The sequence below is a fragment of the Kitasatospora sp. NPDC087315 genome (assembly GCF_044744345.1).
Lineage (GTDB): Bacteria > Actinomycetota > Actinomycetes > Streptomycetales > Streptomycetaceae > Kitasatospora.
Window position 1 is genome coordinate 183689 of the sequence record NZ_JBIUYD010000017.1, and the last position, 16844, is coordinate 200532.

Below are 16844 nucleotides of genomic sequence, written 5' to 3' on the forward strand. Positions count from 1 at the left end.
GGTTCGGTTCGGGTCGACTCGGTTCGGGCCTCGGGCGGGGGGCATTAGATTTCCGCCTGGCACCAGGGGTGGGCGGCGGCGGAATGGGATTCCATTTCCGGGCCGGATTTTCGCGGTACGGGGCCGGCGCATTGCCGGGCGGCCTTTCCGGGGCGGCCTTGCGCGAATTCCCGCCGGTCACAGTCTCGTGCGGCGGGGGCTCCGGGCCGCCCCTATCCGACCCCCTATACGGGCCCTATTCACGGTGGGCGGGAACGGCGCCGCCCCGCCGGGCGCGGCGGGGCGGGGCGGGGAGGGGAGGGCGGACCGGCCCGGCCGGTGGGGCGGCCGGGTGGTCCGGGCTCGCGGCCGGTCAGTGGGCCGGGACGGGTTCGGGCAGCAGGGCGAGCAGGTCGTCGGGCCGGCGCAGCACCGCGTCGGGCCGTTCGGCGAGCAGCGCCGCCTCGTCGGTCTCGCCCCACAGCACGGCGATCGCGCCGACCCCGGCGCCCCGGGCGCTCGCCAGGTCGGTGACGGCGTCGCCGACCATGACGGTCCGTTCGGCCGGCACGTCGAGCAGTTCCAGGGCGCGCAGCACGATGTCGGGCGCGGGCTTGGCCCGGGGGACCTCGTCGGAGCCGAGCACGTGGTCGAAGTGGTGCAGCAGGCCGAGCTGGTCGAGCAGCGAGCGGGCCCGGGGGCCGCTCTTGCCGGTGGCCACGGCCAGCCGGATGCCGCGCCGGTTGAGGTCGATGAGCAGTTCCCGCACCCCGGCGTGCACGGTGACCTGGGGGGCGAGCCGGTAGCTCTCCCGGACGAAGGGCTCCTCCAGGGCGAGCGGCAGCCCCATGATCCGCATGATGTCCGGGAAGTAGCGGCCCAGGTGGCGGCAGTACTCCTCGAACGGCGGGTTGCCGTCGCCGACCACCTCCTCGTAGGCGGTGAGGAACGCCCGGCGCATCACGTCGAAGCTGTCGACGATGACGCCGTCGAGGTCGAAGACCACGGCGCGCAGCGGGGAGGAGGCGGCGAGCGCGTGGCCGTCGGGCCTGGTGGTCGGGGCGGTGGCTGCGGGCTGGTCGATCGGCATGGGATCTCCATGGGACGAGAGGCTGCCCGGACGGGTGACCGGGCCTGACGCCCCGGGGCCGACGAGATGGGCACGGCCTCCGGGGCCGGGACACGGGGCTGCTCGGGTGGAGCCGCGGCTCGGCGGGGAACGGCGGGGACGGCGGTCGGACGCCGACGACGGTCAGACGGCGAGGGCCGCGGCCTCGTCGGCGAGCCGCGGCCGCGGGGCGCGGGCCGCCGCGTAGAGCCGCTCGATGACCGAGATGGTGTGGTGGGCGCGGTTCACGGCCGCGCCGCGCGAGGCCGGGTCGGCGAGCAGGGCGGGCAGCTCGTCGAGCTGGCGCACGTACTCGGTGCCGACGCTCTCCCCGGGCAGCGGGACCTCGGTGGTGACGCCGTCGCGGGTCCGGGTGAGGCGCGGGACCCGGCGGTTCGGGCTGAAGCCGAAGGTGCACTCCAGGGTCGCGGAACCGGTGGCGCCCTCCACGGTGATCCGGGTGGTGTCGACGGGCTCGTGGGAGGCCCAGCTCGCCCGCACCGCCACCGAGACGCCGGTGTCGGTGAGCAGGAAGCCGCGGGCGGTGTCCTCGACGTCGCCCGCGCCGTCCGGCCCCTCGGTGCCGCGCCAGCCGGCGCCGCGCCTGCCGTCGTTGACGAAGTCGGCGGAGAGCGAGCCGAGCACCGACGGGAACCGGACGCCGCCGCCGAGCACGGCCTGGGCCGTGTCCAGCAGGTGCCAGCCGAGGTCGACCAGGGCGCCGCCGCCGGAGAGCCGCCGGCTGGTGAACCACCCGCCGGCGTCGGGGACACCGCTGGCACGGACCCAGGCGAGGTCGACGTGGCGGATCGGGCCGAGGTCCGCCGCCAGTTCGGTGAGGGCGGCGACGTCCGGCCGGTAGCGGGCGGCGCTGCCCGCCAGCAGGACGGTCCCGCCGGCGCGTTCGGCGGCGGCCAGCCGGTCCGCCTCGGCGGCGCTGAGGCAGACCGGCTTCTCCAGGAACACCGGGATGCCGCGGGTGAGCAGGCGCTCGGCTACGGGGGTGTGCAGGTGGTTGGGCACCGCGACGACCGCGAGGTCGACATCGGGGCCGAGCAGGTCGGCGCCGGCGAGGAGCGCGGCGCCGGACGGCACGTGCTCCGCGCCGCCGGGGCCGGGCTCGACGACGGCGGTGACCCGGTAGGCCGGGTGGGCCGTCAGGCGGGGCAGCCAGATGGTGCGGCCCGCCCAGCCGAGGCCGACGACGGCCACCCGCACCGGGGCGGCCGGCCCCCGTCCGGCGGTGCTCACCCACGCGTTCACACCGCGGCCAGGGCGTCGGCGATGATCTGGGCGGTGTCCTCGATCGCCCGCTCGCTCGCGAGGAGGGTGCGGTGGTGCAGCCAGATGCCGTCGGCGGTGAGCGCCTCGCTGTTGGGGCAGGCCTTGGCCAGCTCGTCGACGGTGGTGTCGGGCGCGGCCGACTCCCAGAAGCCGTCCGAGCGGTAGATGGCGCGGAAGACCACGAAGGCGGGCAGGCCGCGCGCGATCAGGTCGTCGACCAGGGCGTTGCGCCTTTTGTCCTCGCCGAGGCCGGGCACCCGGAACATCGCCATGTAGTGCGGGACGCGGTCGGCTCGCTCGTCGTGGCCCTGCGGCACCACGCCGGGGATCTCCGTCAGCAGGCTCTTGAGCAGCTTGGCGCGCTCCTCACGGACGCTGATCTGGCTGTCCAGGCGGGCGAGCTGGGCGCGCAGCACGCTCGCGGAGAACTCGTTGAGCCGGAAGTTGGAGCCGGAGGTCTGGTGGTAGTACTTCCGGTCCGTCGGCGGGCGACCGCAGCTGTGCCGCAGGAACGCCTCGTCGTACTGGGCGGTCTCCGGGAAGGTGACGGCGCCGCCCTCGCCGGCCGTCATCAGCTTGCCGTTCTGGAAGCTGAACGCGGCGATCGAGCCCAGCTCGCCGACCCGGCGGCCGCGCCAGCGGGCGCCGTGGGCGTGCGCGGCGTCCTGCACGATCGAGACGCCCGAGTCGGCGGCGAGCTTGTCGAGGGCGTCCAGGTCGGCGATCTGGCCGGCGATGTGGACAGGCATGATCGCGCGGGTCCGCGGGGTTATCGCGGCGGCGGCCGCCTCGGGGCTCAGGTTGTAGGTGTCGAGGTCGATGTCGACCGGCACCGCGGTGGCGCCGAGCCGCTGGGCGGCCTGGGAGGAGGAGATGAACGTGAACGCGGGCACGATGACCTCGGTGCCCGGGCCGACACCGAGCAACTGGAGGGCGATCTCCAGCGCGTGGGTACCGTTGGTGACGGCGAGCGCCTTGGCGGCGCCGTGGTAGTCGGCGAACTCCTGCTCGAAGGTCTCGACCTCCTTGCCGCCCATCCGCCACCACTGGCCCTGCTCCAGGGCCCTGAGCAGTCCTTCGCGCTCGGCATCGTCGTACTGCGGCCAGACCGGGAACTCCGGGGCCGGACGTCCTTGGGCACTCATGATTCCGCGCAGCCTTTCCTGTAGGGGGGACCGTGGAACGGCACGCTAACCCAGGAAATGCGGCCCGTCACTTCCCCTACACACCCCCCTAGAAAGCCCTTGTCCTGCAGTCCGGTAGCCCTCTTCGGGGTTCGCCCGGGGAACTCGCTGCTATAACCGGAATATGAGCGAACTGCTATTGCTGAATGGCCCCAATCTCGGGATTCTCGGCCGCCGCGAACCGGAGGTCTACGGCACCGACACCCTGGCCGACATCGAGGCCGCGGTCGCCGCCGAGGTGGCCGGCCGGGGCTGGAAGGTGGTCTCCGTCCAGCGCGAGTCCGAGGGTCAGCTGATCGAGGCGGTGCAGGACGCCTGGGACGGCTCCGTCGGGGCGATCGTGAACCCGGGCGCGCTGATGATCGCCGGCTGGGGCCTGCGCGACGCGCTCGCCGCCTACCCGCGGCCGTTCGTCGAGGTGCACCTGTCCAACGTCTGGGCGCGCGAGTCCTTCCGGCACGAGTCGGTACTGGCGCCGCTCGCCTCGGGCGTGATCGTCGGGCTCGGCGCGCTCGGCTACCGGCTCGCCGCGCAGGCGCTGCTGGCGAAGGTCCCGGCGTCCTGATGGGCTTCGCGACGGGAACCCCGGCAGGGGACACCACGACGACGCGGGCCGCGGCGGCGCAGGGCCCCACGGCTCAGGCCCCGACGGCTCAGGCCCCGACGGCCGCCCGGGGCGTGCTCGGCATCGACATCGGCGGCACCAAGGTGGCGCTGCGCGCCGAGGACGGCCCGCCCGGCGGGCCGGTCCGCACCGAGGAAGCCGTGCTGCGCTGGCCTGGCGCCCGGGTGGCCGGCGTCTACGCCGACTGGACGGCGCTGGCCGGCACGGTCGCCGACCTGCGGGAGCGCTGGGAGGGCGACTTCGCGGCGGTCGGGGTGGCCGTGCCCGCGACCATCGGCCCGGACGGCCGGGTGCTCGCCTGGCCGGGCCGCCCCGGCTGGCGCGGCTTCGACCTCGTCCCGGCGCTGCGGCGGCTCTTCCCCACCGCGGCGCTGGCCTGGGCGGACGACGGTGATCTCGCCGCGCTCGCCGAGGCGGTGCACGCCGGGTCCGGGCACGTGGTCTACCTGGGTGTCGGGACGGGCGTCGGCGGCGGTGTCGTGCACGAGGGCGCGCCGCTGCCGGGCCCGGGGCGCGGCTCCTGCGAGGCGGGGCACCTGATCGTCGACCGCCGGGGCCCGGTCTGCGACTGCGGGCGGCGCGGCTGCCTGCAGGCCACCGCCTCCGGTCCGGCGACCCTGCGGCGCGCGGAACTGCTGCGCGGCGCGCCGGTCGAGTACGCGGAGCTGCGGACCGGGCTGGCCGAGGGCACGCCGTGGGCGGTGGAGGCCGTCGAGGAGACCTGCGCCGCGCTGGCGGCGGTGGCCGTCTCGCTCGGCGAGCTGTTCCACCCCGAACTGACCGTGCTGGGCGGCGGGTTCGCCGACGGGCTGCCCGGCTTCACGGCGCGGGTGGAGGCGCACGCCGCCGCGCTGGCCCGCCCCGGCGGCCCGGCCCCCGCGATCCGGCCGGCCGTGCTCGGCGGGCTGTCCTCGCTGCACGGCGCCCTCGCGCTGGCGCGGCTGCAGCCCGCGTCCTGAAGCCGTGCCCGCGCCCGCGCGCCCCAGTCCCACCCCACCGAGCGACATCGCACCACACACCACCGCACACCACCGCACCGACCAGCCCTGGGAGCCGAGTTGACCACGACAGAAACCCTCGTCCGCACGGACGGCGGGCTGCGGCGCATCGACGTGGAGCTGGGCGAGCGCGGCTACCCGGTGCTGATCGGCCCCGGCGCCCGCCACCGGCTGGCCGGGGTACTCGCGAGGATCGGCGCCCGCCGGGTCGCGGTGGTCAGCGCCCGGCCCGCCGAGTGGCTGCCCGACACCGGCCTCGACACCCTGGTGGTGGAGGCGAAGGACGGCGAGGAGGGCAAGTCCCTCGCCGGGGTGGCCGAACTGTGCAGCCGCTTCACCGCGTTCGGCCTGGGCCGGGCGGACGCCGTGGTCTCCTGCGGCGGCGGCACCACCACCGACGCGGTCGGGCTCGCCGCCGCGCTGTACCACCGGGGAGTGCCGGTGGTGCACCTGCCCACCTCGCTGCTGGCCCAGGTCGACGCGAGCGTCGGCGGCAAGACGGCGGTGAACCTCCCGGAGGGCAAGAACCTGGTGGGCGCGTACTGGCAGCCGTCCGCCGTGCTCTGCGACACCGACTACCTCAGCACCCTCCCGCCGCGCGAACGCGTCAACGGCTACGGGGAGATCGCCCGCTGCCACTTCATCGGCGCCGGGGACCTCCGCCACCTGCCGCTGCCCGAGCAGATCGCCGCGAGCGTCGCCCGCAAGGCCGCCGTGGTGGCCGCCGACGAGCGCGACGCCGGGCTGCGGCACATCCTCAACTACGGCCACACCCTGGGCCACGCGCTGGAACGCGCCACCGACTTCCGGCTGCGCCACGGCGAGGCGGTCGGCGTCGGCACGGTCTTCGCCGGCCGGCTGGCGGGCGCGCTCGGCCGGATCGGCCCCGAGCGGGTCGCCGAGCACCACGAGGTGGTCGCCCACTACGGGCTGTCGACCGCGCTGCCGCCGGAGGTCGACACCGGGGCGCTGATCGCCCTCATGCGGCTGGACAAGAAGGCCGTCGACGGGCTCTCCTTCGTCCTGGACGGCCCGCGCGGCGCCGAACTCGTCAGCGACGTCCCCGAGTCACTGGTCGCCCGCACGCTGGACGCCATGCCGCGCGCCGCCGGGGAGGCCTGAGGTGTCCCTTCCCCTCGACCTGCCGGCCCCCGACGCGCCGGCCGCCGGGCCGCCGATCTCCGGCCGCACCCGGCTGTTCGCGGTGCTCGGCGACCCGGTCGCGCAGGCCAAGGCGCCCGCTCTGCTCAACCCGCTGTTCGCGGCGAGCGGCGTGGACGCCGTGCTCGTCCCCGTGCACGCCCCGGCGGACCGGCTGGACGAGGTCGTGCGAGGGCTGAAGGCCGTCGCCAACCTGGACGGGCTGCTGGTCACCGTCCCGCACAAGCTGGCGATGTGCGGGCACGCCGACGAACTCAGCGACGCCGCCGCCCTGCTGGGCAGCACCAACGCGCTGCGCCGCGAGCCGGACGGCCGCTGGTACGGCGACAACTTCGACGGCGCGGGGTTCGTCAGGGGCCTGGCCGCCGCGGGGCACCACCCGGCCGGGCTGCGGGTGGCGCTGGCCGGCGCCGGAGGCGCGGGGCTCGCCATCGCCGCCGCCCTGCTCACCGAAGGAGCCGCCGCACTCACCGTCACCGATCCCGACCGGGGCCGGGTGGACGCCCTGCTGGAGCGGCTCGGCACCCGCTGGCCCGGCCGCGTGGCCGCCGCCCCGCGCCCGCCCTCCGGCGTCGACCTCGCGGTCAACGCCACCCCGCTGGGCCTGGACCCGGCCGACCCGCTCCCCTTCGACCCGGCAGCACTGGCGCCCGGCGCGCTGGTCGCCGACATCATCATGACGCCCGCCGAGACCCCGCTGCTGCGCACCGCCGCCGCCCTCGGCCTCGCCACCCACCCCGGCATCCACATGCTCGCCGAGCAACTTCCGCTCTACCGCTCCTTCTTCCGCCTTCCGGGGTGACCCCCGTTCCTCCGGAACCGCCGGAGAGCCCGGAACGGGCGGGACGGGCTGGACCCGCAGGACGGGGGGGGAGAAACGGGGCACGGGGGCGTGCCCGGCGGGACGGAACCCTCAGGATCCACCGGGCCCGCCCTGTGGGGTGCCATGAGTGACGCAATGCCCCTGAGCAGGTACTCTGCAGCTCCAGGTGATCATGGCAGGCTCGGTCTGTATGGCGCTGCGCATGCTCTACCTGGTCTTTCTCCGGCTCCTGGGACTGCCCCTGCTGCTCTCCCGCTCGGAGGGGGGCGAAGGACGCCGAGATCCTCGCGTTACGCCACGAGAACACGGTGCTGCGCCGTCGGCTCGGCGTCCGGCCACGCCTTTCCTGGCCGGACCGCGCGGTGCTCTCCGCTCTCGCCCGGCACCTGCCGGGCAGGCTCCGTCGGCACCGCCTGGTCACCCCCGGCACCCTGCTCACCTGACACCGCCGACTGCTCCGCTGGAAATGGAAGCAGAAACCCGTGCGCACGGGACGACCCCCGGCCGCACCGAGCGCTGCAACTTCGCGCTCCTGCCGACAACCCCGACGTCATCCCGTTCCCAGCCCAGCGGATCCAGCGCCACGACGTCCTCGACGGACTCATCCACGAGTACCGCAACACCGCCTGACGAAGACCAGAGCAGCTGACGAAAACACAGTTCGGCTCATCTGCGGGACTTTTGGAACCCTACAGGGTCCATCGCGGGGAACGCGAAGCGTGGCTGCCGGCGGATGGACTCCATGCGCTCGGAGACGATCGGAAGTCCAGGTTGGTGCGGTCGGCCGACACCCGCGGGTCGGCCAGCAGCGTGCGGATCTCCGCGCGCCCGGTGACCAGCCAGGCCGCGCGGCCGTCGTACAGCGTCACCCGACTCACCGGCCCGTCGGTCGACAGGTAGCCGGACGGCGGCTGGTAGGGACACGTACGGTCCTGTGGATACGACAGCGACATGAACGTTCCCCTGCCCGCGGGCCGAGGAGCGTCGGCCCGCACGTCGGCCCAAGAGTCGTTCGCTCGGAGTCAACCCGCCCAGAGCGGTTGCACCGTAGCGGTGTATCCGGTTCTTCCCTCCAGCGGGCAGTCCGACACCGCACGCTGCTCCAGCTCCTGCGCCTGTACGACAGCCGACGCCGCGAGGTGCGCCACCTCGTCCTACCGCCGGCGGCGGCCCCTCCGCGGCTCCACCCGTCTCCTGTCCGAAGACCGCTGCTGCCCCGCTCTTCGACGTCCCCGGGGCCGCCGAACCTGTCGGCACGTCAGAATGGCTTGTGGCCTGGCGATGTGCTGGCAGAATCACGAACCGGAGGTAGGGCTTCATGACCCGGTACAGCATCGACCCCGAACGACACGAGCTGATCGCCACCTGGGGAACCGGCGAGGGTGGTCTCGCCACCCGCATCGGCGTCCTCCCCGCTGGGACCGGCACCTCCGCGCTCCTGGGCCTGGCCCGTGCGCTCACCCAGCTGTCCGAGGCCGCGTGGCGCACCTACACCCACCCCGCCAGCGCCGCCTCCTCCCAGGAACCCAACTCCGAGGGCTGGCGCCGCTCGGAGGAGCGAAAGGCCTTCGACGAGGTCCCCCTCGCCATCACCCGGCCCAACCTCCCCCAGGACGGCATGCTCGACGTCTCCTACAGCCCCCTCGTCGAATCCGCCCACCGCGCCGGCCGCGCCCTCCACACCCTGGACGACCGCGAGCTCACCGACGCCGTCCTCGCCGAAACCGCCACCGAACTCGCCGCCGTGGAGAACGCCGAACTCGGCGACCTCACCGGCCGCGCCCGCCAGGCCGTCCTCCTCAGCCGCGAAGGCGCCTCCCCCGTCCAGGTCGCCGCCGCCGACCGCCTCCTCGAACAGAACCCCTTCGGCCCCGCGGCCCTCCTCACCGAGATCGACCCCACCGCCGCCGCCGTCGCCGCCGCCCACTGGCTCGCGGCCGCCGCCGAGGTCACCGCCGAAGCCACCGGCCACTCCCCCACCACCCTGCTCCTCGAAGCCGACAACAGCGAAGCCCTCCCCCACGAAACCCCCACCCTCGTCCTCGAACTCCTCGAAGCCGGCGTCTCCCCCTACGACGCGGTCACCGGCCTCGTACGCCACGCCCTCCACATCGCCGACGGCCTCCTCCCCGACCCGGCGGGCCTGCGCGAACAACTCGAAGACCTCGACGACGACCTCGCCGAACACACCGGCCCGGACACCGACCCCGAGGACACCGGCCTGCGCCTGACCCCCCTCGACCCCAGGCGCCCCGCCCGCGACCTCCTCGAAGACCTCCTCACCGGCATCCACGGCTGCCAGCTCCTCCACGAGGAATACGACGACCCCGACGACGAGGACGCCGATGCCGACGAGGCGGAGGACCGGAACGACGAACAGGCCGAACAGCACCAGGGCCACGGCCGCGAACGCTTCGCCCACCTCGTCCGCGAAACCGCAACCCGCCACCGCGACCGGCTCACGTGACCGACCACCCGAACCCGACGCACCCCCTCGACAATCACCCAGGGTGACGACGGGGGGTCTGGCCACCCGCTCCCCTCGGCGACTCCGCGTGACACGCGCCGACCTGTCGGCAACCGCACGTTCACCCAGGCCGTCGACGCGCGCGCCCGAACCCCGGCCGATACTACTCAGCGTAACCGCCCCAGCGTGCACGTCTGGCGTTCAATCAGGTTCGGGAATTCCGCAACCCCGGAAAGGGGCCGGAATTCCACCACCCACCGGAACGGGCCGAGCAGCCCTGCGGGCGACAGACAGAGCACCTTCTCCCGGTCCGCGCCCCCTTCGGACGGTGAACGCACAAAGGCCGATGCTGCGCAATCAAGCCGACCTGCCCGCTGGCCACACATCATGATCACCCTCGCGGCGTGTCGCCAGCGCGCATCCCGACAAGTCGTTCTTGTCATGCTCCCCGCTCCCGCCCCGCACCCTCTGCCGCCATACCCGCCATCCCGGCAACCGTAGACGGGCCATCGCCACTTGGTTCGAGGAGGAGTCCATGGCAAAGGGCCATCAGCGTCGAGAGCTGAACGCCGATGAAAGTGCCATCCCGGAAGGCTAACGAGGCCGTGGCCCACCCAGTCCGAATTCGTCGATCGCAAGCCTCTGCAGCCCGGAATCACAGCCGGTAGGTGAAGCGCAACGCGCCTCCCTCCTCCTGGTAGTACCCGCGTCCCCGCGCCCCGAAGGGGTTGGGGAGCATGTGCACCTGGAGCCGTTCGGAGTCGAGGACCGAGGTGATCACCAGCAGCCGCCACCGGTCGTGGCCGGCGTGCCGCTGGGCCGCCCGGACCTCGCTCTCCCCCAGTTCGATCTGTCCGCCCTGCCCCTGGGTAGCCTTGACCTCGAACATCAGCGGCTGCTTGCCGGACCCGACCCGGAAGTCGAAGCCCAGACCGTCGTCCCCCGGTGTGCCGGGGAACGCACCGCGACGGTTGGTGGAGACCCAGCTGCTCTCGTCGGTGCCAGGGTACTGGCGGCACAGCCAGTGGTAGGCGTACCACTCGCCCGCGTACCCAATCGCCGTCCGCTGAGCCTGGGACAGTCCGCTGTCCGCATGGCCCCGGGTGCCGCCCGGGCGGTGCCCAGATCGTCCTGTCCTGCTTCGCGGCACGAGCGGGGTGAGTTGGGCGAAGTGGTGGTGGCCGCCAACCAGTTCGGGCCTGGCGTCCAGTGCTTCGCGCAGGACGGCGTTGAGTTCGGTGAAGTCGCCGGAGTGCACGTCGAGTTCCCGGTTTCCCACCGAGATGAGCCGTCGGGCACGCTCCCGTGCCGCGCGGGCCCGGTTCGTCTCGTTCCGCGCCTCGTCCAGGTCCTCCGGGGTAAGCCCGTGGCGGTCGAGGTCCGCCGTGCGGGGCAGGTCGGCCGGCCACTGCCCGAGCGTGGCCAGCCAGGCGACCACGTCGTCCGGGCCCAGCACTCGGAAGTCGAGCGCACCGGCAGCCTCCAGCCGGGTGGTGATCTCCTCCGCCGGGGCGGGGGCCGACAGCGCTGCGGGAAGCGTCCGGCCGGACGCCGTCACCAAGGCGACGAGGTCCTCCGCCCTGCCCGCTATCACGCTCTTGTTCCGGCCGCGCGCGTAGTCGATCGGCGGCAGCGAGTCCCCCTCTTCCGGGGCCGGCCCGCCCAGCCGCACGGCGAGTGCCTCTTCGACCTGTGCCCACAGCAGTGCGGTGTCGGCGGTCTCGACGGTCAGGGCCCAGGCCGAGGGTGCGGTGATCCAGTCGAGGGTGCGGATCTCCGGCCAGTCGGTCAGCGGTCGCCTGGCGTCGAAATCTTCCAGGGCCGACCAGCGGAGCCGGTTCAGCAACTCCTTCCTGTGCAGGTCCACGAACGCCCGGAGCGCCTCCTCGTGTGTCTCGCCGTGGCTGATCGGCCGGTATCGCGGAGCCAGCGTGGCCAGGGTGTGGTTCAGCGCGGCGAAGTCGATCCCGAGCGCCGCCCTGAGTTCGTCGGTCGACCTGGCCACTCGGGCCTCACCGATGAACCTCTCGGCTGCCACCGGGAGTTCGTTCTCGTAAGAGCGCAGCGCGGCCGCGAGATCCTGGGTGTCCCGCGGTGTCGGCTCGGTCAGCTCGTCCGCCTTCGGTCGGCCGAGCAGGTGCACGAGCAGCGGGTAGCCGCGTTGCAGGACACCTCCGACAGCGCCGTCGATCCGTCGGCCGGTCTGGTCGAGCTGGTGGGTGGAAAGGCCGAGGGCCCGGGCGAGTTCCTGCTCGGCCGGTTCCCGCAGGTCTGCGTGGGCGTCCCCGAGTTTGAGAGCGGCCAGCTGCAGTCGGTCGCCGAAGCCGCGGTGTCCGATCAGGTCGGCCATGGCGACGGCGAACCGGGCGACCTCGCGCCAGCTCCGGTCGCCCTCCCGCGTCAGTAGCAGCGGGTGCTTGGGGTCGGACAGCGGGAGCACTCCGTCCAACCGGTCCGGTACGGCGACCGGCTCCCCGTCGAGGGTGACCTCCCAGTTGGTGTAGCGGTGCAGTCGAACGGCGCGGAGCGCGCCCGTCAGCTCGGTGAGGGCGGTGTCGCTCGGCCGCGGCGTGTGTGGATCGTGGTCGGCGAGTGCGGCTATCGCCAGGGTCAGCCAGGGGTATTCGTCGACCAGTGGCTCGCCCATGGTCGCCGGGTCCACCAGCTCGCCGTCGACGGTGGCCGAGAATTCCAGGGAGTCCACGGCCCGGAAGGTGCCGGGGCAGATCTCCTCGAGCAGGTCGCGGGCCTGCCGGGCGATGCCCGGAAGCACAAGCAGCGGCTCTTCCATCTCGCGGATCAGGCGAGCGGCGAGGCTGTCTCGGTCGCCGGTGACGTACACCACCGCACTGTCGTCGGCGAGTTCGGCGAGGGCCACGGCCACCATCCTGTCGCCCGCTTCGGCGAGCAGGACGGCGTCCTCCGAGAGCTCGGGGTCGGGCTGTGCGACGAGCTCGTTCCAGGCCTGCTCGTTGGCACGCTGGGCCAAGGGCCAGTCCTCACCGCGGATCGCGCCGTCCTCCAGGAACCGGCCGAGGGCCGCGATCAGGCGCGCACTGTGCTCGGGCTCTCCCCAGCTGGACAGGCCCGCTTCGCCCAGGCGGTCTCGGACGGCCTTCTGCTCCAGCAGGTGGCGCAGCCGCCGGTCGACCGTCGATACGAAGGCGGGCTCCTCATCCGCCCCGGGCGGGCAGTACCAGGCCTCGGCCGGGCGTACCCAGCGCACGGCGCGGCCGGCGCCCCGCACGGGCAGCCAGGGCTGTCCGTGGACGAAGGCCTCCAGCGGTGTCGGTACGATCTCCTGGTCCGCCTTACGGCTGCTGTCACTCGTCCAGACCGTCCTGAAGTGACCCCGCGTCCACGTCGCCAGGCCGCGCAGCACGAGTCGGGCGTACGCCAATCGGGCCGCCTCGCCGAGCCGCCCGACGACCTCCTGGCCCGGCAGCCGGTAGGCGTGGCCGCCGTTGTAGGGCGTCTGGGGGTACCACGCGGTGGACCGCGATCGTCCCATGTGCGCCACCCACTGCTCGTCGACCCCCTTGGGGACGTTCGCCATCCTGAGCAGGTTGCCCGTCGTCAGAGCGCCCCCGTTGGCCCGGCGCCCGGCCCCTTGCGTAATGACAGGTATCAGCCCGTCAGTGACGCCTAGGGCGGTCAGGAAGTCACGCCACTCGTCCAGGCTCTCGCCCCGCTTCACCACTGTGTCCGGCGGCGCGATCAGACGCTTGGCGATCCACCGGAGCGCGGACGACAGCTCACGCCCGTCCGCCACCACCGCCGCCAGGTCGTCCCCTGTCGTGCCCGTCCATCCCGTGCCGAAGGCCGCCCCGGAAGCCTGGATCAGCACCCCGTCCGCAGAGGGTACGTACAGCCCCACCGAGGACAGCGCCGACTCTCCCGTGAACTGCTTCGAGCGCCAAAGCCGGAAGACGAACCGGAGGGCCTGGAGACGCAACTTCTGGTCCGTGCTGCCGCCCAGGGCCAGCCGGACGTGCTCCAGCAGGCCGTTGGCGTCGAACGCCCGGACGAGACCGGCCGCCTGCAGGAAGGACCGGACCCCCTGCCGGTGTCCGCCGTCGTAGTTCTCGGCCCAGCTCAGGTCCGGGTGCAGGCAGAAGAGCCGCTTGCCGAGCGCGGCAGGCACTGCGGGCGTCCCCTTGTCGCCCCGTATGCCGTGTCCGGGCTGGAAGAACGCCTGCCGCCGCTTCTCCCGCTGCCCAGGCTTTCCGTTGTCGCCACCGCCGTTCGCGCGCCGGAGCGTGCCGTCCTCGGCCAGCAGGATCATCCGGCCGCGCAGCACCTCCCCGTCGTACTCGAAGAGCGTGGCGAGGTCCGCGTACAGGGCGTCCCACTCCCGGACGGATCCACCGGCCCGGGGCAGCGGCAGCGTGGCCACGATCCGTTCCGCCAGGTCCGCCAGCCCCGACCGCGGGGGCTCCAGCGGGTACTTCAGAGCGCGGCACATCGCCGCCAGCCGCCTGATCCGGTCGGTGCCGGCGTCCGGATCCACCACGGAGATCCCGGTCGCGTGTGCCTTCCCCGTTGTGAGCAGGGCGAGTTCATCCTCCGGCCAGAACGTCGCGTCCCTCGGTGTCGTCCAGCCCTCTTCCGGCGGAGCACCCTCGCTCCGCACCGCCGGCACGATGGCCACCTCGCCCAGGTCACGGCCGTGCACGCGCCGGGCCGCCGCCGACAGCAGTCCCGCGTACTTGCCCGTCCACTCCCAGCTCACCAGGTCCACCGCCATCTGCCGCATCCGGGGCTCCGGCAGCCCGCGCAGGTGCTCCGACCCTGCCAGACAGGTCTCGGCAGCCACTTCGAACAGCAGCCTATTCAGGGGGTGTTCGTGGTCCAGGTCGATGCGGTCCATCTTGGTGTAGAAGGGGGCATTGAGATGGCCAGGGAAGGGCGCGAGAACCTCTTCCCCCAGTGGCAGGAAGGTGAAAGTCTGCCCACGCCTCGGTCTGGCGGCCGCCACCGGCAGCGCCGCCTCCACCACGGCCGGCTCGGCCCATTCCCGCCAGGACTCGTCCAGCCTGCCCAGGTCCACCGCCGCCTCGACGGTGGACCGCAGCCGCTCGTCGTCCACGGTGTGACGCGCGATCACGAAGCACCCGGCCGGACCGAGATCGACCTCGGCGAGCGAAACAGCAACGGCCGAGGAGGGGACGACCGGCCCCAGCTGCCGCTCGACGCGGGTCAGCTCGCTGACGGTCTCCACCACACCGGCGACGCGCCGCTCCAACACCAGGCGGGACAACCGGTCCAGGAAGAGCATTACCGGGGCCTTGGTGGCAGCCAACTCCTCCAGGCGACGCCGCACTTCACCGAGGGCGGCCGCATGGCGCAGCGGGAGCCGGACCACGGTCACGCTCCCCGCCTCGGCCAGCCGCGCACAGGCCTCCGGTACCTCGGCTATCGGGTAGGGAATCTGGAACGGCGGCAGCTTCTTCGCCGCGTTCCGGGCCGTCTCGCGGTCCCCCAGCAGAGCCGCCAGCTCCTCCTCCAGGGCAAACCGGAAACAGTAGCCGTCCAGCAGCGCTGGACCCGGCCCCGCGCTTCGGGCGCTGTAGATCTCCGGTGCGTCCGTGATCTGCAGGACGCTCCGGAACCCCACCCCCTTATTGCCGATGCCCTCACCGATCACCTTCTCGCTGATCGCCAGGTTGCACACCGACTCGACCCTGGCCCAGGTGAAGGGGGTGCCACCGTTGCCGACCAGCAGAGTGCCGAACTCACCGTCGTCCTCGTCAAGGAGAACATGCACCCGACCGTCATGCCGCTGCCGCGGGTGAGCGTCGTGCCCGTTCTGCAGAAGCTCAAGCAGGAAGCGACCGGCGTAGTCCCGCGCGGTGCTGAACGAGGCGGCTCGCAACTGCTCCGGCCCCCGCCAGCGCTTCATCCCCAGCGAGTCCCCGAGCACCTCCAGTGAGTACTCTCGCAGCTCGGCCGCATACGCACTGCCGGTCACCGAAACCCCCTCGCCCCAGAATCAATCCGAACGCTATCGCACGCCAGCGACAAGGGCGGTGTGAGCTGCGAGATAGCTGACCGGCGCCCTCGCGTCCATGGCTGAGCCGTCTTGGCTCCGGCATCAGCTTGCACCGACCGCCTTCTTTCCGTCCGCGGCCACTCTTCGGAGCAGCGACCCCGTGCGGGCCGATGCTGCGCTATCAAGCTCGCCTACCCACCGAACGGGCTCCGTGATCCCCTTCGCGGTGTGTCGCCGGCGCGTGTCCCGGCCAGTCGATCTTGCCTGTGCTCCACGCCCCGTCCTGCACGCTCTGCCGCCACAGCCACCACTCCCGCAACTCTGGACACGCCATCACCACTTGGTTCGAGGAGGAGCCCATAGCGCAGCGTCCCAAGCGGGGCAGGGTGTATCGGCGATGCGGGTGCAAGGACGGCACCAGCGGGAAGCAGTTGGGCCCGTGGTGTCCGCAGTCGGCCGCCGACACCGCGCATGGCCGGTGGACGTACGCGGTGGACCTGGCGCGGGAGGACGGCAAGCGTCGGACTCGGCGGCGGGGTGGGTTCGCCAGTCGGGCGGAGGCGGCCCGGGAGATGGCGCGGGTGTTGGATGCCGAGTACCGGGGTGTGTACGAGGACCGCACGCTGCGCGTCGGGCTGTTCCTGTACGAGTGGCTGGAGTCGAAGCGGCCGACGCTGGCCCCGAACACCTGGGCGGGTTACCGGGCGTGCATCGAGCGCGACCTGCTGCCCGCGTTCGGCGGCATGCTGCTCGTTGATCTGCGGCCCAAGCACATCGACGCCTGGGTGAGCACACAGCTCGCCGCCGGCCGGGGCCGCACCACGGTTCACCACGCGGTGGCCATGCTGCGCAACGCCCTCAACAGCGCGGTGCGGACGTGGCGGCTGCGCTACAACCCGGCCAAGCACTCCGTACCCGCCAAGCCCCGCGCCGCCGTACGCACCTGCTGGACCCCCGACCAGGCCGCAGCTTTCCTGCGGCACAACACGGAGCACTACGCCGACCGGCTCACCGACCTGTTCGAGGTCATGCTCGGCACCGGCATGCGCCGCGGCGAGATCCTCGCCCTGCACTGGTCGGATGTCCACCTCATGGACCGCAAGCTCTACGTCCGCTGGACCCTGACAGCTGAACCGCTGCGGGTTTGACCGAGACTCGTTCTCTTGGAAGGATCGAGTCCGTTATGAGGAAGCCATACCCCAGTGAGGTCCGGGAGCGGGCGG

The 16844-nt window shown here is 73.0% G+C and carries 12 protein-coding genes and 1 pseudogene; 8 read left to right on the forward strand and 5 right to left on the reverse strand.

Annotated elements, in window-relative coordinates; genetic code table 11:
- Positions 1-352: 352 nt before the first annotated feature.
- From ACIO5D_RS24570 to ACIO5D_RS24580, 3 genes are all read right to left on the reverse strand, one after another.
- Positions 353-1069: an HAD-IA family hydrolase gene (locus ACIO5D_RS24570; protein WP_363614915.1), complete on the reverse strand. Its 717-nt coding sequence runs from the start codon at positions 1067-1069 to the stop codon at positions 353-355.
- 162 nt (positions 1070-1231) lie between these two features.
- A complete protein-coding gene (locus tag ACIO5D_RS24575) occupies positions 1232-2338 on the reverse strand; it encodes a Gfo/Idh/MocA family oxidoreductase (RefSeq protein ID WP_363614917.1) in 1107 nt (368 codons plus the stop codon).
- 8 nt (positions 2339-2346) lie between these two features.
- Positions 2347-3516, reverse strand: coding sequence for a DegT/DnrJ/EryC1/StrS family aminotransferase (locus tag ACIO5D_RS24580; protein ID WP_400797776.1), 1170 nt, complete (start codon positions 3514-3516; stop codon positions 2347-2349).
- 163 nt (positions 3517-3679) lie between these two features.
- Between ACIO5D_RS24580 and ACIO5D_RS24585 the strand changes: the two genes are divergently transcribed.
- From ACIO5D_RS24585 to ACIO5D_RS24605, 5 genes are all read left to right on the forward strand, one after another.
- Entirely contained in the window at positions 3680-4120 is a 441-nt protein-coding gene (locus ACIO5D_RS24585; protein WP_030397945.1) for a type II 3-dehydroquinate dehydratase, read from the forward strand.
- Positions 4120-5139 (forward strand): ROK family protein, encoded by a 1020-nt coding sequence (locus ACIO5D_RS24590; RefSeq protein ID WP_400659613.1) that lies wholly within the window; start codon positions 4120-4122, stop codon positions 5137-5139. Before ACIO5D_RS24585 ends, ACIO5D_RS24590 begins: the two co-directional genes overlap by 1 nt.
- Positions 5140-5238: 99 nt before the next feature.
- The gene (locus ACIO5D_RS24595) at positions 5239-6300 is read left to right on the forward strand and encodes a 3-dehydroquinate synthase family protein (protein WP_400797779.1); all 1062 of its coding nucleotides are present in this window, start codon (positions 5239-5241) and stop codon (positions 6298-6300) included.
- Between the two features lies 1 nt (position 6301).
- Complete coding sequence (locus ACIO5D_RS24600; RefSeq protein WP_400797782.1) at positions 6302-7141, forward strand: shikimate dehydrogenase family protein; 840 nt, start codon at positions 6302-6304, stop codon at positions 7139-7141.
- Between the two features lie 329 nt (positions 7142-7470).
- On the forward strand, positions 7471-7605 hold the full coding sequence (locus tag ACIO5D_RS24605) for a hypothetical protein (RefSeq protein WP_400659621.1): 135 nt from the start codon (positions 7471-7473) through the stop codon (positions 7603-7605).
- A gap of 246 nt (positions 7606-7851) precedes the next feature.
- On the opposite strand, the gene ACIO5D_RS24610 is transcribed toward ACIO5D_RS24605, so the two are convergent.
- Positions 7852-8115 (reverse strand): hypothetical protein, encoded by a 264-nt coding sequence (locus ACIO5D_RS24610; protein ID WP_400797785.1) that lies wholly within the window; start codon positions 8113-8115, stop codon positions 7852-7854.
- A 365-nt stretch (positions 8116-8480) separates the two neighbouring features.
- Here ACIO5D_RS24610 and ACIO5D_RS24615 point away from each other — a divergent pair, with 365 nt between their 5' ends.
- Complete coding sequence (locus ACIO5D_RS24615) at positions 8481-9629, forward strand: Voldacs domain-containing protein (RefSeq protein WP_400797788.1); 1149 nt, start codon at positions 8481-8483, stop codon at positions 9627-9629.
- Between the two features lie 655 nt (positions 9630-10284).
- Here ACIO5D_RS24615 and ACIO5D_RS24620 read toward each other — a convergent pair.
- Complete coding sequence (locus ACIO5D_RS24620; RefSeq protein WP_400797791.1) at positions 10285-15600, reverse strand: sacsin N-terminal ATP-binding-like domain-containing protein; 5316 nt, start codon at positions 15598-15600, stop codon at positions 10285-10287.
- A 407-nt stretch (positions 15601-16007) separates the two neighbouring features.
- Here ACIO5D_RS24620 and ACIO5D_RS24625 point away from each other — a divergent pair.
- Positions 16008-16193, forward strand: a pseudogene (locus ACIO5D_RS24625) (Arm DNA-binding domain-containing protein); the annotation flags it as partial.
- A gap of 9 nt (positions 16194-16202) precedes the next feature.
- Positions 16203-16769: a tyrosine recombinase XerC gene (gene xerC / locus ACIO5D_RS24630; protein ID WP_400797806.1), complete on the forward strand. Its 567-nt coding sequence runs from the start codon at positions 16203-16205 to the stop codon at positions 16767-16769.
- Positions 16770-16844: the final 75 nt, after the last annotated feature.

Coding starts and splice junctions, on each gene's coding strand:
- ACIO5D_RS24610 (WP_400797785.1), bottom strand. CDS start 8,115: ATGTCGCTGTCGTATCCACAGGACCGTACGTGTCCCTACCAGCCGCCG.
- ACIO5D_RS24615 (WP_400797788.1), top strand. CDS start 8,481: ATGACCCGGTACAGCATCGACCCCGAACGACACGAGCTGATCGCCACC.
- ACIO5D_RS24570 (WP_363614915.1), bottom strand. CDS start 1,069: ATGCCGATCGACCAGCCCGCAGCCACCGCCCCGACCACCAGGCCCGAC.
- ACIO5D_RS24590 (WP_400659613.1), top strand. CDS start 4,120: ATGGGCTTCGCGACGGGAACCCCGGCAGGGGACACCACGACGACGCGG.
- ACIO5D_RS24585 (WP_030397945.1), top strand. CDS start 3,680: ATGAGCGAACTGCTATTGCTGAATGGCCCCAATCTCGGGATTCTCGGC.
- ACIO5D_RS24580 (WP_400797776.1), bottom strand. CDS start 3,516: ATGAGTGCCCAAGGACGTCCGGCCCCGGAGTTCCCGGTCTGGCCGCAG.